The sequence below is a fragment of the Roseibium porphyridii genome (assembly GCF_026191725.2).
Classification (GTDB): domain Bacteria; phylum Pseudomonadota; class Alphaproteobacteria; order Rhizobiales; family Stappiaceae; genus Roseibium; species Roseibium porphyridii.
Window position 1 is genome coordinate 965,906 of the sequence record NZ_CP120863.1, and the last position, 16,047, is coordinate 981,952.

The window sequence follows — 16,047 nt, forward strand, 5'->3', positions numbered from 1 at the left end:
GCCTTGTTTGTCATTCAGTCCCTGTCAGTTGCCATCGGGGACAAAAGCCTTAGGAGAGTGACTTGGGATCTACAACCGGTATCTCTGATTTACACAGGTCCTCGCTCACGAAAAGAACTGCCAGGATCGTCTGCGGTGCTCTGGTGTTTGCGAGCATTTCCTTCAGTCCTGCACACTCCGGTGAGACCGATGGGCATGACTCAAGTTTACACTTTGAAATTTGCGGACCGGCCGGGCAATGGATTGATCCAGCAACGGGCAACACTGTGCCGCCAGAAGATGCACTGTTGCAGACGGCTAAAGGCTCGATAGTGCTCTTGGGAGAATCTCATACCTCCAAGGAAGATCATCTCTGGCAAACCCATACGCTCGCGGGACTGTTTGCGCATAATCCGGACATCATCGTCGGCTTCGAGGCCTTTCCGCGCGACACGCAACCGGTTCTCGACAAATGGACCGCTGGCGATCTGCTCGAGGACGCGTTTCTTGAAGAAACGCGCTGGAACGACGTTTGGGGTTATGACGCCGATTTTTATTTGCCGCTCTTCAATTTCGCCCGCCAGAACCGACTCGATATGAAAGCGATCAATGTCGATCGCAATCTTGTTTCAACAGTTGGCCGCGAAGGTTGGGAGGCTGTTGCGGAAACGGACCGGCAAGGGATCAGCACACCGACGCCCGCAAGCCAGGCCTATCGGGAAGCGCTCGCAGCGGTTTTTTCCAGCAAGCTTTCGCATGGTATCGGGCGGGTGGCCGACAGTGACAGTGAGACGGAAACAAAAGAACCAACCGTCGAAGATATTCTTGCCCGGTCCGACTTCAACAAATTCGTTGATGCACAGCTCGTCTGGGACAGGGCCATGGCCGAAGCGTTGTTCGAAGCCAGCGAAGAGAATCCGGACGCGCTTGTCGTAGGCATTCTGGGGCGCGGTCATGTTGAACACGGGTTTGGTGTTCCACATCAACTCGAAAGCCTAGGTGCTGAAAAGATCGTTTCATTGTTGCCGGTATCTGTCGCAGACGAGTGCCGGACGATCGAGGCGTCGATCGCAGATCTGGTCTTTCTCGTGGACGACCGCGAGACGGTTCAAGACCAACCGCAACGCCCCAGGCTTGGTGTTTTTATTGAAGAGGCAAGCGACGGAGGTGTTTTGTTGAGCCACGTGTCGGATGGCAGCATCGCGCAGGCGGCAGATCTTCGCAGTGGCGATGTGGTTTTAAAAGCTGCCGGCGAAGACTTGTCGTCGACGGCAGACCTTGTTGAGATCATCCAGCGACAGGCGCCGGGCACATGGCTTCCACTTGAGATAGAGCGTGACGGGAAAATCCAGACCCTGGTTGCAAAGTTTCCGTCTCTTTCGGACACCAACTGATGCAGGGCGTTATCCGGGTCACCTTTGCCGTTGTTTGCGGGCTCACCTTTGCTTTGCCCTCCATCGCCGCGGACAGGACGATCCACTACAACGTGAACCTGGATGTCGATCCAGATGCGAGAGCGATTGAGATTGAAAATCGGATCACGGTCAATGGAACCGACAGGCTGATACTGCGGTTCGCTGACTGGCTAGATGTGGATCGGGTGACCGTAGACGGAACTTCTGTTGAGCTAGATCGGCAGAGTGGCGGTGGCGTCATTTCGTTGCCAGGACGTGATCGTCAAATCGTATTCTTGACGCTAAGCGGCGACATTCCCGAAACCATACCAGCGGGACCGGATGGGGCGACTCTTTTCGGCAGTTCAGGCTGGTTTCCCATCACTCAAGCGGAAGACTTGAGTTATGAACTTCAGGTGACCGTACCTCGTCCCTATCGGGCGGTTTCCTCAGGCCGCTTGTCTGAGGAAACAGAAACGGCCTCGTCGACATCAGTAACCTTCATTTCGGATATGGCGCTGGAGCCTCCTTCTGTGTTCATTGGGCCTTATGCCCTGGCAGAACGGGTCTCCTCAGATGTCAGGTTAAGGACATATTTTCACAAGGATATTCAGGACTTTTCAGATCAGTATCTGCAAAAGTCCGAAGCTTATCTGAACCGCTTTTCAAGCGAGATCGGCCCGTATCCGTATCAGGATTTCCACGTCGTTTCATCACCGCTTCCCGTTGGGTACGGATTTGTGAATTTGGCATATGTCGGCCGTATGATTGTGCCGCTCCCGTTTATGCAGGGACGCTCACTTGCCCATGAGGTTTTGCACAATTGGTGGGGCAATGGCGTCTTTGTCGACTATCGGGAGGGCAACTGGGCCGAGGGTCTGACAACTTATATGGCGGACTACGCGCTTGAGGCTGACAAGGGTCCGGAAGCGGCGAGACAGATGCGCCTTGATTGGCTTAGAGACTTTGCCGCATTGCCTCCCGAGCGCGATATGCCGGTGAAAGCGTTCCGGTCAAAGCGACACGATGCGTCGCAAATCGTCGGTTACAACAAGGCCGCCTTTGTTTTTCACATGTTGAAGGGCGAAATCGGCGATGAGAAGTTTACAGAGAGCCTGAAGCATTTCTGGGCAGAGCATAAGTTTTCATATGCTGACTGGTCTGATTTGCGTCACGCGTTTGAAACCGTGACGGGCCGTGATCTCGGCTGGTTTTTCGAACAATGGCTTGAAAGCAAGGGTGCTCCGGAAATCCAGTTGTCGATGGCCGATGTTCACCGCGGTTCCAATGGCTATGTCAGCGAGTTTACAATCCGCCAGACCGGTTCGGTCTACAGCCTGAATATTCCAATTGTGATTCAAACAAGAGATCGCCTTGTCAGTGAACATGTCAGGCTGTCTGAGCGCGAACAAACCTTCCGGATTCAATCTGAAACAAAACCGCTGCGGCTCAATGTCGATCCATCTTTCGATGTTTTTCGCCGTCTGTTGCCGGGCGAAAGCCCAGCGATCCTTCGAGATGTGACGCTAGCGCCTGCAGTGGACGTGCTTCTTCTTTCCGAACAAAGCCCATTTGTCGACGCGTCGCAAAGGTTGTTGGCGCGGCTTTTAGGCGACGACACAGTTACCACACACATCAGCAGGAATGGGCAGATAGAAAAAGCCACTGTGGTACTCGGTCCGAGCGAGGTCATCGAAGAGTTTGCTACAGCGAATGGGCTGGAAGGTTTGCCTCAAAATGATACCGGCAACACGGCAGCTGCCTGGGTGACCCGATTGGAAGATGATCTGCCTGTTATGTTGATCTCGGCCCGTGATGGTGACGCTCTGAGCGCGCTGGTACGATCGCTGCCTCACTACGGGCGCCAAAGCTATGTGACCTATGCTGGAAACAAGGCCATTGAACGGGGCATCTGGCCCGTGGAATCGAGCCCGCTGGAATTTGTGTTTCCGGATTGACCGCGTATCATCAAATCTGTTTTGCAAAGGTGGAACTGATCACAGCAGGAACGGGTAGCCGCCTTCCAGTTTCAAAAGCGCAATCTTGGTGTCCGTGCCGCCTGAGCCCGAGTATCCACCAAGTCCATTTGCCGACAGAATACGATGGCATGGAATTATGATGGGGATGGGATTGGCACCGCAGGCCTGACCAACGGGCTGACCATAGGTGTCCAATTCCCTGGCGACATCGCCATAGGTTCTGGTTTCGCCATACGGGATCGCCAGCATTGCCTGGAAGACCGACTGGTGAAGTTCTCCGCCTTTCGGGGCAAGCGGCAAGTCAAAGTCTTTCAGCGTTCCATCCAGATATGCTTGGATCTGATTTGCTGCTTCAAGCAGCAAAGGCGTTTCCTCTTTGCCTGGGGTGCCATTCCAGTGTAACTGGGTAATCGCGCCTTCATCCTCCCGGATGGATAGGCGCCCGAGCCACGTTTCTATTTCCAAAATGGGCATGCCTGTCTCCGGCCTTCTTCAATTTCTGTATCCGGTGACCGTTTCAAGTGCAAGCTATGCATCAGGCCGAGCGTGCCGTTCGAATGCGCCCAAGTGAGCAAGATAGAATTGCGAGGACGCAAGGCGTATGAGGCAAAACAAAGGGCAGAAGCCAATTGCAGGCGTCGAGTTGCCGTCAGCACCCTTGGCGGGCATCGGGCTTATCGTTCTTGCGGCCCTGAGTTTTTCAATTCTGGATGCTGTGGCGAAGTATCTTTCGGCAACTCTGCCGACGCTGCAGATCGCCTGGATGCGATTTGTCAGTCATGCTGTTCTGGCGATCATTGCCTTCAGGGTATGGAACGCTCCGTCATTGCTCAAGACCGAGAGACCCGTTCTTCAGATCATCAGAACGCTCTGCCTGCTTGGCACCACAGTTTTCAATTTTCTCGCTGTCCGTTATCTCCAGCTGGCAGAGACGACTGCCATCATGTTTGCCGGACCTCTGCTCATCACTGCACTGGCCGGACCTTTGCTTGGAGAGTGGGCGGGTCCCAGGCGATGGGTGGCCATTCTTGTCGGCTTCGGTGGTGTTCTCTTCGTAACCCAGCCAGGTACAGGCGCCATGCACTGGGCTGCGATCTATTCCGTTGCAGCAATGATAAGCTATGCTCTTTATGCGCTGCTGACCCGGCAGCTTACTGCAACCGAAAATTCCGCAGGGATGCTGATCATCTCCGGTTTGCTTGCGTCGATCCTGATGACACCCTCCGGTCTGAGCGTCTGGGTGATGCCACCCGACCTTTGGACATGGATATTGTTGCTCGGGACTGGTGTACTTGGCGCCGGCGGACACATGCTTTTCATAAAGGCGCACACGCTTGCACCTGCGCCGGTGCTTGCGCCTTTCATGTATTCCCAAATCATCTGGATGATCGGGCTTGGCCTCATGTTCTTCAATGACGTCCCGACCGTGACGACCTTGATCGGGGCGGCAATCGTGGTTGCCTCCGGGCTCTATATTCTTTACCGCGAGCGCGTGAAGTCGCTTTGACTTTGTTGCTGCGGGCAATGGCACGCTTGGAATCAATCATGAGTGGCGGTTGACGCGACACCTGTCTTTCCCTCTTAATACGAGCTGGATTTACCGACTGGCCAGAAAGGGCCGCCAGCCTGTTTAGGAGGAATGGGATGGACTTGAGCCGCCGCACGTTTTTGGGAGGCGCTGCCGCCATTGCGGGCACGCTTGCCATGCCGCACGTCGCGCGGGCAAATGCCGCAGCGAATGCATATTTCAACGGCTATCAGGATGACAATGGTTTCCAATACAGGCGAACCAATCTGAACCGGATAGAACCCGTCTGGCGCAAGCAGATGGTGAAGTACTTCAGTCCGGAACCGCCCGGTACCGTCGTTGTCGACACCACCAACCATTTTCTCTATTGGATCTGGGAAAACAACACAGCGCTTCGCTACGGCGTAGGTGTTGGTCGTGAAGGCTTCAAATGGTACGGCCGAGCGCGAATTGACCGCAAGGCCCTTTGGCCGCGCTGGGTGCCGCCGCCTGAGATGCTTAAGCGTCAACCCGATTTGCCGCGCAAGGTGGATGGCGGTGCAGCCAACAATCCGCTTGGCCCACGGGCTCTGTACCTTTACCGGAACGGACAAGATCTCGGGTACCGCTTGCACGGAACTCTGGAGCCGTGGAGCATCGGACATGACGTCTCCAGCGGATGTATCCGCATGTTGCCCGAAGACGTTATCGATCTTTACCAGCGCTGCCCCAAGGGAACAGCCGTACTGGTGCTTGAACATCTTGGTGCCAACGCCGGATAAGTCTGGCGCGGTGCTGTTTTGCAAAGAATTTGGGGGCTTCGTTGGGTAAGTGGTTGGGCCGGTCAGGCCAGGGCGTGATTGTCGCCGGCATATGTTTGTTGGGGTTGGCAGGGTGCAACAGCGCGGGCGGTTTGACGTCGCCTGACGTTACAAATGCGCCTGCAGCAGGTTTTGTTGAAATCAAACCTGGGTCCGAAGAAGAGTTCATCATGAATGTCGGTCGCCGGGTATATTTCGCCAAAGGGTCGTCGGTCGTCAGCGATGAGGCGAAGATGACGCTTCAGAACCAGGCCAAATGGCTAAAAGACAACAGGAAGTGGCTGGTGAAAGTTCAGGGTCATGCAGACGATCCGGGCAGCGAGGCAGCGCAAAAAACACTTTCCACCAAGCGGGCCGATGCCGTTGTGGCTGAACTGGTCAAGCTAGGCGTGCCGTCGCAGCGGGTCTGGGCCAAAGGCTATGGCGTCGAGCGTCCGGTGACGGATTGTGACGAAGTGGCCTGTCAGTCGCAAAATCGACGCGTCGTGGTCAATTTGCGTGAGGAGTATGACGATTCTGCACCTCAGGCGCGTCGATAAGGCGCGTGCCTCAGATAAATAACAAAAATCTGTTTACCGCGAAGGCAGAGGGCTGTAACGCTCTCTGCCACTGCCGCAGCGGTCACCTGAGAACAATAAATGTCTGAAGACAACGGATCATCGTCTCCTACGCCGAACCTTCCGCCGAAACCCGGCAAGCGGCTGACACTGGGACATATCGCAGACCAGCTGGGCATTTCGACCGCGACGGTTTCGCTGGCGCTTCGTGACAGCCCGCTTGTCGCAGAAGAAACGCGTGAAAAGGTCAAGCAGACCGCGCAGGAAATTGGTTATATCTACAATCGGTCGGCTGCGTCGCTCCGGACAGCGCGCAGTCAGATTGTCGGCGTGGCTGTCCATGACATTCTGAACCCGTTTTTCGCCGAAGTCTTTTCCGCTCTCGAAGATGTTCTTGAAGAACAAGGACAGATGATCTTCATCTGCAATCACCGGGACGACGTGAAACGGCAACGGGCGTTTGTGAACACGCTTTTGCAGCATCGCGCAGATGGATTGATCCTGTGCCCTTCGGTTGGCACCTCGGCTGAGGAGATCAATCGACTGGTGGACCAGGGTATACCCGTCACTCTTGTTGCTCGCGAGGTTCAGGGCGTCTGGGCTCCGTGTGTGCGTGGTGACGATTTGTCCGGGACTTTTCAAATCACCAGGCATCTGCTTGCCCAGGGGCACAAGGATATCGCCATGATTGGCGGGCGCCGCGACAGTTCCACCGGCAAGTATCGAAACGCGGGATGGCGCAAGGCGATGAGTGAGGCAGGGCTCGATCCAGACAGCCAGCTTGATCTGCCTGAGTTGATGACGCAGGCCGACGGACGTGCGGCCGTGTCCAAGGTTCTTGAAGTTCAGCAGCGGCCGACGGCCATTGTCGGTTTCAATGACCTGGTTGCCTTCGGTCTGATGACGACCTTCCGTCGCGCCGGAATCGAGCCCGGACCGGATATTGCCGTGACGGGTTATGACGATATCGACGGGGCTGATGCCCGGACACCTGCGCTGACATCCGTCAACAGCCAACCCGACAAGATCGGCAGACTGGCTGCCCTGACCCTGTTGCGGCAAATCGCTGGTGACCGCGTTCCCAACACGCCCATCGTGATTGAACCCGAACTCAAGGTTCGCGAGAGTTCTCCTCCTCCGGGTGTCCGCCTGGCTCAGAAATTGGCTGATTAGCCCCCAGATTTAGGGTCAATACGTCAAAATGGGCGGCTGTAGCCGCCCTTTCATTTTTTCGACAACCATCATCGCGGTTCGTCCACTAGGCCTTTGAAAATGGCATAACAGGCGAGCAGGAGGACGATGGTGAAGGGAAAGCCCGTGGAGACCGCCATTGCCTGCAATGCGCCCAATCCTCCGCCGAGCAGCAGGGCGATCGCAACAAGGCCCTCAAAAGTGCACCAGAATACCCGCTGTGACACCGGCGCGTCGACCTTGCCTCCAGCGGTTATCGTGTCGATTACCAGCGAGCCTGAATCGGACGAGGTAACGAAGAACACGATCACCAGAACAATGGCGATAAACGAGGTGATCGAAGCAAGTGGCAGGTCGGCGAGCATGCCGAAAAGCGAAAGCTCGGGACTGTAACTCGCAATCACGTATTGATGGACCTGACTGCCTTCAGGATCAGCCAGAACCTGTTCGATTGCGGTTTGGCCGAACGCCGTCATCCAGATGACCGAAACGATGGTCGGAATGATCAGCACGCACACCACGAATTCCCGCACGGTTCTTCCCCGGCTGACACGGGCGATGAACATGCCGACGAAGGGCGACCAGGAAATCCACCAGGCCCAGTAAAAGGAGGTCCAGCCCTGACGAAAGCCGTCATCGTCTCTACCAAACGGCATCGAAAGAGGAATGATCTCTTGCGCATATGAGGCGAGATTGGACACGAAACCCGATACCAGCGTCGCAGTCGGCCCTGCAAAGATCACGAAGAGGAGCAAAAGGGCCGCAATCAGCATGTTGATTTCCGACAGTACCTTCACGCCGCCATCAAGGCCGCGCAAAACCGAAATCAGTGCAACTGCCGTTATGCCGATGATCAAGACGACCTGCGCCGTGTTGCTGATCGGAATTCCGAAAACGAAATCGAGGCCGGCATTCGCTTGCTGCGCACCGAAGCCCAAAGATGTCGCGAGCCCGAACAGGGTCGCGAAAACCGCCAGAATATCGATGATGTGCCCAGGCCATCCCCAGGTGCGCTCACCGAAAATCGGGTAAAAGACCGACCGCATTGTGAGCGGCAAACCCTTGTTGAATGAAAACAAGGCAAGAGCCAACGCGACAACGGCGTAGATCGCCCAAGGATGCAGTCCCCAGTGAAAGATTGTTGCCGCCATTCCCATGGCCTTTGCGGCGGCGACATTTTCTGCGATCAGATTTCCGTCGGCATCAAACGGAGCAGGCACGCCGACCGGTGAGGAAAAAGCCATGTGATAGACCGGCTCCAGAACACCGAAAAACATCAGCCCGATGCCCATCCCTGCGGCGAACAACATGGCGAACCAACCGAAATAGCTGTAGTCGGGTTCCGCGTCCTTACCGCCTATACGCACATTGCCGAGCGGGGTGACGATAAGCGCGAGGCAGGCAACGACGAAGATGTTGCCGGAGATGATAAAGAACCAGTCCAGATTGGATGTCAGCCATTTGCGCAAAGCGTCAAACAGGGGGCCAACATCATTTTGAAAAGCCAGCGTGAGGAAGGTGAACGCGGCAATTGTCAGGCCGGACACCAGAAAGACCGGATTGTGAATGTCCAGATTGAATGGGCCGACCTTGGCTTCAATATTGTCCTGGCCAATTTCATAGTCCGTGTCGATGATATTGGCATCGCCTTCAGGATTGCGGATGCCCTGGGATGTGTCGCTGTCGCTCATGGGCGCGTTCCTTGTGTTGGGTGAAAGGCGTTGTTTGACGTGGAATACGGCAATGCCATCGTGGCCGGAGTGGAAATCATTGATTTAGGTCCAGATTCGACCGGCGTTGGAATAACAGTTCGCATTCGGGCCACTTTGTCCAGACCCGGAATTGCACCGGAGAATCGCATGGTACGAGCACCCTGGGTGCGTGTCGTATGACCGGATCCAATAAGACTGACCGCGTCACGGCAGATAGACCCTTTGGCTGCAACGCAAGGCTCTGCGGCCAGCGCTCTCGCCAATTTGGACGGGTATGTCAGATCGCAAAGGGCGTAAAGATGATCAATCAAAATTCCCTCCCTGATCTGCTCGATGAGAAACGATTGGAATACGCTCGAGAAGATCTTCCAGCGGTGGCCGCTATTTCGGAAATTTTGAAGTTTTTTTGGTTGGTCTTGGTGCGCTCCGCCACCGATCTAAATTACTGTGAAGCAGGCGGGGCGAGCAGTCAAATACGGCATCTGGAGATTGGAAGGCGACGCGGATCGGCGTGAGCCGGTTAAAGCTCGGAATGAGTGATCAGATTCTTGATGCCAGTGCTGAGTCCCTGCCGGATTGATAGGCAACGCACTTGTTCCGCCCGGAGGATTTGGCTTCGTAGAGCGCCGTATCGGCCTTTTGCATCAGCGTCGAGAATTCCACGTCTTCGCGTGATGCGGTTGCAAGCCCGAGACTGCAGGTTATCGTCTGCTTCACCCTGTCGAACTGGCATTCATTCACGATCTTCTCGCGCAGGCGTTCGCAAACCTGCATGGCGTCGTCCATGTCGGTTTCGTTGAGGATCATGCAGAATTCTTCCCCGCCGACCCGGCCGAACACGTCAACAGCGCGCAGTTCACTGCCGACCGTGTGGGCAAATCTCGCCAACACTTCGTCGCCGGTGGAATGACCATGCATATCGTTGATCTGCTTGAACTTGTCGATGTCGAGCATCACCGCAGTAAACGGGCGCTTGGTTCGCCGGAAGCGCTGGATTTCCGTGTTGGCACGTTCAAGGAACGCACGTCGGTTCAAAATCTGGGTCAGATCATCGATGCTGGCGACGCGTTCAAGACTGATTTTCGCATCCATGAGCGCCTGATGATCTCGTTGCCGGGCGATTTCGTGGCCTACCCAGTCGGCGAACTGACGTATGATCTGAATGTCTTCCGGCGTGAAGTCGCGTGTTCTTTTCTCAGGCGCAGAAAAGTTGATCGTTCCGTGGACAACACCGTCGACCAGCAAAGGAGCGCCAATATAGCTTTCCAGCGCAAAGATGCCGTAACAGGGGTGTTTCGCGAAAGGTGACTCTGCTGCATTCGACGTTGCGATCGGCTCATCGGCCGACAAGGCAACCGTGCAGTAGGTGTCCTTAAGGTCAAAGGACGTTCCCGGGACGAGTTCGGCATTCGGACTTAGGGCGTGGGTGATCGTGTAGTGCTCGTCAATCACATGCGAGATGATGCCGAAGGGAAGATCGAAATGCTCACAGCCGAGCCTCAGGATTTCTGCGATCTTGTCTTCGTGTCCGAGTTCGCGCGTTGACGTTATCGCATAGAGTTCAGCAAGCGTTCGTTCGGTTTTTTTCCGATCCGTAATATCGGTGACAAGCACCACGAGACCGTCCACTTCACCACTTTCATTGAGACGGGGCGTCGCCTCCAGAAAACACTCCCTGCTCACGCCATCCGGAAAGCTGAACCTTGCTTCATGGGTTACCTTGTCGCCTGCCAACGCATTTTGGAAAACCGTGCGAACGATTTCTCTTTCCTTCCAGGGCAATCTGTCCCGAAGCCGGGTTCCCAACAGTTCTTCCGGTGTTCCATTGAACCAACGGCAGCCGGTTTTGTTGATGAAAAGGCAGTTCCCGTCCTTGTCCGCTTCCGTGATGCTGGCCGACACATTATCCGCAATCAGCGACAGGTTCTTGTAGGCGCTTTCGGCCTGCGCTCTGGCTTCCTTCAATTCGGTGATATCCGCGCGAATACCGGCAATTCCCCCCGTGCGTGTGCGGGTCTCCGAGATCCTGATCCAGCGCCCGTCCTGCAGTTTCTGTTCAAGGACCTTGCCATCGGCTTTCTGGTGCCACTTCAGCCGCTCGCTGAGCCATTGCTCTTGCGGCAGGTCACCGGTGTCATATTGAGCCTTTCCGAGGCCAAATCTCAGGATGTCTTCGAACCGGTTGCCTGGAAACATTGCCGGAGCCGAATGGGCGTAAATGTCCCTGTAATTGTCATTGCAAAGGACGAGCCGGTCGTCGGCATCAAATATCGCAAACCCTTCCAGAATGGCGTCCAGTGCGTCTTCCAGTGTGAGGGCAATGTCGCTGAGTTTGCTTTCAAGTGCTTTGCGTTCACTGATATCTCGGGCAATGAACAAGATGCCGGAGACATCCCGTTCGGCGTTGAACAAAGGTGCGCTGACAACTTCAACCGTTGTTTTCGACCCATCGCCAAGAACAAGGTCGATCGTGTGCGTTAGTTTGTGCTGTTTTTCTGACGGCCCCCGATAGAGATCTGCCATCTGTTCGAATTGGGTGGGGTCGGCGAAGAAGCGCTTGGTTTGAGAACCGATCAGCTCCGTCCTGTCGACGCGGAACAGTGTCTCCATCGCCTTGTTGACGAAGACGATGGTTCGTTCGGCATCGGTCACGAGCACGCACTCTTTCAGATCGCCAAACGACTGATCCAGATTCAGAGTTATGCTTTCGATCATCAATGCCCCCGTTCCACGCGAATACCTCGGGTTCGACGTTATCAAGGGGATAAAAGTTTAAGAAATAGACTACGTAAAGGAAAATACCGCAGTTATTCAGAGATTTCTAAATTCAGTCGTGGGTGAGTATTTGTGATTACACAACCAACTAAGGTTTTGAGTTGGTTTCTACATAGTCTTTGACCCGATCAAGCGCGATTTTGATGTTTTCGGTTGAATTTGCGTAGGACAACCGGACATATCCTTCACCCAGAATTCCGAAGTCCGGGCCTCCGATCGTGGCGACACCTACGTCCTCGAGAAGTGCAGATGCAAGCTCTTTCGCCTTCCAGCCGGTTTCTTGAATATTCGGGTAAGCGTAAAAGGCCCCTCGTGGGGTCCGGCATGTAATGCCGTCAATTGCATTCAGCCCGTTGACGATCACCGACCGCCTCGCATCGAACTGCGCGACCATGTCGATGACTGCGTCTTGAGGGCCCTCAAGTGCCGCCAGCGCGGCGTATTGGGTCGGCGCATTGACACAAGACCAGGCGTTGACCGCAAGTTTACGCGCCTTGTCGATCAGTTGTTCCGGCCAGAGCGAGAAGCCGATACGCCAGCCTGTCATGGCATAGGTTTTCGACCAGCCGTCAAGCAGGATCAGGCGGTCACGCAATGACGGGAATTGCAGTAACGAAACATGTTCCATGCCATCATAGGTCATTTGAGAATAAATTTCGTCGGACAGAACCGCGACATTCGGGTGTTTTTCCAGGCCACTGACCAGTTTTTCGATCTCAGATCGCGGTGTTACACCACCCGTCGGGTTTGCCGGTGAATTCAAGATCAGCAAGCGTGTCTTGTCTGTGATCAGAGACAGCGTTTCTTCGGCTGAAAAAGCAAAGTCATTCTCTTCACGGATCGGCACCGGAACCGGGCGCGCACCTGTGAACTCGATCATTGAGCGATAGATCGGGAAGCCGGGATCTGGATATAGGATCTCTGTGCCGGCTTCGCCAAACATCAGGATGGCCATATACATCGTGACCTTGCCGCCGGGCACAATCAGGACTTGGCCAGGATCTGTTTCGGTTCCATGACGTTTTAGAAGGTCAGCCGAAACGGCCTCCCTCAGCGGCGCGATCCCCGTCGCCGGTGTGTATCCGTGATGTCCGTCCTGCAGCGCCTTGATGGCGGCTTCGACAATGTGAGCCGGCGTTTTAAAGTCCGGCTGTCCGATGCCCAAATTGATGATGTCTCGGCCTTGACCGGTCAGCTCGGTTGCGCGAGCCAATACGGCGAAGGCATTTTCTTCGCCGATCCGGTCAAAGCCGGCAATTGTTTTCAGCATCGGGATCTCCCGTTTCAATCTGTCCTTCCAGCAAAGGTAGTGTCTTCTGCAAATCCTTGGAAAGGCGGCATGAGGGTGAATCGGTTCGGGTGAGTGGCGGAAATTTCGAGCAGGCTCTCCCATTGCGCCACGTATGTGCTTATATTCGCGGCCAAGACGCCTGCTTCGCAGGCTTGACCATCACTCCTCATTCCAGGAAGTTGCGCAATGTCTGCGACACAGGACGCTTCTGCACAGATCCCTGTTACCGTGTTAACGGGGTATCTCGGAGCCGGAAAAACCACTCTTTTGAACCGGATTTTAACTGAAAATCACGGCCAGCGTTATGCGGTGATCGTGAATGAGTTCGGAGAGGTCGGTATCGACAACGATCTCCTGGTGGAGTCCGACGAAGAAATTTTCGAAATGAACAACGGCTGCATCTGCTGCACGGTCCGCGGCGATCTGATCCGGACTGTGCAGAACCTGATGAAACGCAAAAATGCGTTTGATGCGATCATAGTTGAAACCACGGGAATTGCAGATCCTGCACCCGTCGCCCAGACTTTCTTCATGGATGATGATGTTCGGGCCGCGGCGCGTCTAGATGCGGTTGTTGCCGTCGTCGATGCAAGGCATGTGCTTCAGCGGTTGGAAGACACTGAGGAAGCTGAAGACCAGGTGGCTTTTGCTGATGTCATCCTGATCAACAAGACGGATCTGGTCAGTTCCGAAGAATTGGCCAATGTCGAAGCCCGGATCCAGTCGATCAATCCGTACGCCGTGTTGCACCGGAGCGAGCGTTGCGGTGTCGAGATCGCGAAGGTTCTAGACCGAGGAGCTTTTGATCTCGACAGGATCCTGTCCCTCGATCCTCATTTTCTTGCACATGGTCACCACTCCGATGAGTGTGGCCCGAACTGCGATCACGATCACCACTCCGATGAGTGTGGCTCGAATTGCGATCACGATCACCAACATCACCACGGTCACGATCATGCGCATGGCCGCCATCATCATGGGGACACCCACTCGGTGAAGAGTATTTCGCTCAAAGCCGGCGACCTCAATCCCGACATGTTTTTTCCATGGATCAATCAGGTGACACAGGTGCAAGGGCCGAACATCCTGCGCATGAAGGGCATTCTTGCTTTCAAGGACGATCCGCAACGATATGTCATCCAGGGTGTTCACATGATTGTGGAAGGTGATCATCAGCGTGACTGGAAAGAAAGCGAGCCGCGTGAGAGCCGGTTGGTGTTCATTGGTCGCGATCTCAATTGGGATGTGCTTAGAGACAGCTTTGCCGCCTGCGCCGCTCAATAAGGATTCTCGATCTTGCCTACCGTAGCTCCCGTCGAGATCGACGGTTTTGTTGTTCGTGCCGGGTTTTTGAAAGACTGCGCTTATTTTGCGTCCGGCGAAGGCGAGATTCTGCTGTCAGGCCAGGGCGAGACAAGGCTCCGGCCACACAAGGCCGGGTTGCTTGCAGCGGTGCCGAGCATTGACGGCAGCGCGTTGGTGACCTCCGGCGACGATGGATGCATTTATCAGTTTGGGTCGGATGGGACACCTGTCCTGGTCGCAGAACGCGCTCGAAAATGGATTGATCTCATCGCGACCGGGCCTTCCGGTGCGGTCGCTTTTGCAAGTGGGCGCACAGCCTGGGTCCACCTTGCTGACGGCAGAGAAAAAGAGTTCGCCCTTGAGCGTGCCGTGGGCGGTCTCGCGTTTGCGCCAAAAGGAATGCGGCTTGCCGTATCCAGATATGACGGTGCAACCATGTGGTGGGCGGGGACCGATGGAGATCCCGTCGAACTCAGTTGGAAGGGCGCACATCTCGGGATCAGCTTTTCGCCTGACGGCAAATACCTGGTTACGGCGATGCAGGAAAACGCCCTTCACGGTTGGCGTCTTTCAGACGCGCAAGACATGCGCATGACCGGTTATCCTGCAAAGGTCAAATCCTTCAGTTGGTCGGCCAAGGGAAAATACCTTGCAACATCCGGTGCCAACGCTGCAATCCTGTGGCCTTTCTCTGGAAAGACCGGTCCAATGGGGCAGACGCCTCTACAACTGGGGACGCGTAACGAAACTCTTGTTAGCGCTGTTGCGTGCCACCCGGAAGAAGATGTCGTTGCTGTTGGGTATCAGGACGGCATGATCATGATGATCCGGTTTGCGGACAAAGCCGAAGTTCAGCTGCGACGGCCCGGAAAAGGCCCCATTTCCACAATGGACTGGGACAAGGAAGGCAAAAGACTGGCCTTCGGAACCGAGGAAGCCGAAGCCGGATTGATTTCCTTGCAGGACTAAGCGAGCAAGCGCGCCTAGAGCTGGAGTGGCAGAAATGATGCGTATCTTCATGCTGGTTGTCATGGTGATGAGCGGAACAGCCACTTCTCAATTGCCGGAATTCTCACAGCAGTACCGGCAACGCCTTGGCGGTGCGATCGACGCGCTGGAAGAGATCCTTGCAGATTTCAACCGGGATGCGTCCGCGCACGGATTGACCTCCGCTGAAGCAATTGCGCGTCAACAGTCGTCTGAAGACCCCTTTGTACGTGCGCGTGGTGACAGTATGCTCAATGCGGAGATCCGGTTAAGCAGGCTCAAAGAGCAGGAAGTTGATCTGCAAAATGCGGGGCCGATCGAACGGCTGGTGATTTTCACGCGCGGTTTTGATCCTCAACTCGCCCAGGCAACGGCGGAAGACTATGAGCCGGCCGTACCGGTTACGACCGCAGGTTTTGCGAGTGCTGGTGTCGGTGCTCTCATCGGTTTTCTTGTGCTTCGTGTCCTTGCGGGCGTCCTGCGCCTCGGACGCCGTCGGAGGACGGTTTCCGATGAACGTGTCTAGGATACGCACCCGAGGCTTCCTGT

Annotated in this window: 13 protein-coding genes; 9 read left to right on the forward strand and 4 right to left on the reverse strand. The window is 55.2% G+C overall.

Features of this window, described 5'->3' with window-relative positions:
- Positions 1-62 precede the first annotated feature (62 nt).
- Both K1718_RS04600 and K1718_RS04605 read left to right on the forward strand, forming a co-directional pair.
- Positions 63-1,373 (forward strand): ChaN family lipoprotein, encoded by a 1,311-nt coding sequence (locus K1718_RS04600; RefSeq protein ID WP_265682663.1) that lies wholly within the window; start codon positions 63-65, stop codon positions 1,371-1,373.
- The gene (locus K1718_RS04605; protein WP_265682666.1) at positions 1,373-3,331 is read left to right on the forward strand and encodes a M1 family metallopeptidase; all 1,959 of its coding nucleotides are present in this window, start codon (positions 1,373-1,375) and stop codon (positions 3,329-3,331) included. The genes K1718_RS04600 and K1718_RS04605 overlap by 1 nt, the downstream gene beginning before the upstream one ends.
- Before the next feature lie 39 nt (positions 3,332-3,370).
- On the opposite strand, the gene K1718_RS04610 is transcribed toward K1718_RS04605, so the two are convergent.
- Entirely contained in the window at positions 3,371-3,826 is a 456-nt protein-coding gene (locus K1718_RS04610) for a methylated-DNA--[protein]-cysteine S-methyltransferase (RefSeq protein ID WP_152499810.1), read from the reverse strand.
- 127 nt (positions 3,827-3,953) lie between these two features.
- Here K1718_RS04610 and K1718_RS04615 point away from each other — a divergent pair, with 127 nt between their 5' ends.
- The 4 genes from K1718_RS04615 (at position 3,954) to K1718_RS04630 (ending at position 7,410) form a co-directional block, all read left to right on the forward strand.
- A complete protein-coding gene (locus tag K1718_RS04615) occupies positions 3,954-4,859 on the forward strand; it encodes a DMT family transporter (protein WP_265682668.1) in 906 nt (301 codons plus the stop codon).
- 137 nt (positions 4,860-4,996) lie between these two features.
- Positions 4,997-5,641 (forward strand): L,D-transpeptidase, encoded by a 645-nt coding sequence (locus K1718_RS04620; RefSeq protein WP_152499812.1) that lies wholly within the window; start codon positions 4,997-4,999, stop codon positions 5,639-5,641.
- A gap of 41 nt (positions 5,642-5,682) precedes the next feature.
- Positions 5,683-6,219, forward strand: coding sequence for an OmpA family protein (locus tag K1718_RS04625; RefSeq protein ID WP_247649344.1), 537 nt, complete (start codon positions 5,683-5,685; stop codon positions 6,217-6,219).
- Between the two features lie 99 nt (positions 6,220-6,318).
- Positions 6,319-7,410, forward strand: coding sequence for a LacI family DNA-binding transcriptional regulator (locus tag K1718_RS04630; protein ID WP_152499813.1), 1,092 nt, complete (start codon positions 6,319-6,321; stop codon positions 7,408-7,410).
- Positions 7,411-7,478: 68 nt separating this feature from the next.
- Here K1718_RS04630 and K1718_RS04635 read toward each other — a convergent pair whose 3' ends face one another.
- The 3 genes from K1718_RS04635 to K1718_RS04645 all read right to left on the reverse strand — a co-directional run bounded on the left by K1718_RS04635 (position 7,479) and on the right by K1718_RS04645 (position 13,185).
- Complete coding sequence (locus tag K1718_RS04635) at positions 7,479-9,119, reverse strand: BCCT family transporter (protein WP_265682671.1); 1,641 nt, start codon at positions 9,117-9,119, stop codon at positions 7,479-7,481.
- A 561-nt stretch (positions 9,120-9,680) separates the two neighbouring features.
- Entirely contained in the window at positions 9,681-11,855 is a 2,175-nt protein-coding gene (locus K1718_RS04640) for a diguanylate cyclase (protein WP_265682673.1), read from the reverse strand.
- Positions 11,856-12,003: 148 nt separating this feature from the next.
- Positions 12,004-13,185, reverse strand: a complete 1,182-nt coding sequence (locus K1718_RS04645; RefSeq protein ID WP_265682675.1) for a pyridoxal phosphate-dependent aminotransferase — start codon at positions 13,183-13,185, stop codon at positions 12,004-12,006.
- 207 nt (positions 13,186-13,392) lie between these two features.
- On the opposite strand from K1718_RS04645, the gene K1718_RS04650 reads away from it, so the two are divergent.
- From K1718_RS04650 to K1718_RS04660, 3 genes are read left to right on the forward strand one after another with little or no spacing between them, the layout of a single operon-like run.
- Positions 13,393-14,490 (forward strand): CobW family GTP-binding protein, encoded by a 1,098-nt coding sequence (locus K1718_RS04650; protein ID WP_265682677.1) that lies wholly within the window; start codon positions 13,393-13,395, stop codon positions 14,488-14,490.
- A gap of 12 nt (positions 14,491-14,502) precedes the next feature.
- On the forward strand, positions 14,503-15,480 hold the full coding sequence (locus K1718_RS04655; RefSeq protein ID WP_265682679.1) for a WD40 repeat domain-containing protein: 978 nt from the start codon (positions 14,503-14,505) through the stop codon (positions 15,478-15,480).
- Positions 15,481-15,514: 34 nt separating this feature from the next.
- Complete coding sequence (locus K1718_RS04660; RefSeq protein ID WP_152499820.1) at positions 15,515-16,024, forward strand: DUF2937 family protein; 510 nt, start codon at positions 15,515-15,517, stop codon at positions 16,022-16,024.
- The last annotated feature ends 23 nt before the right edge of the window (positions 16,025-16,047 follow it).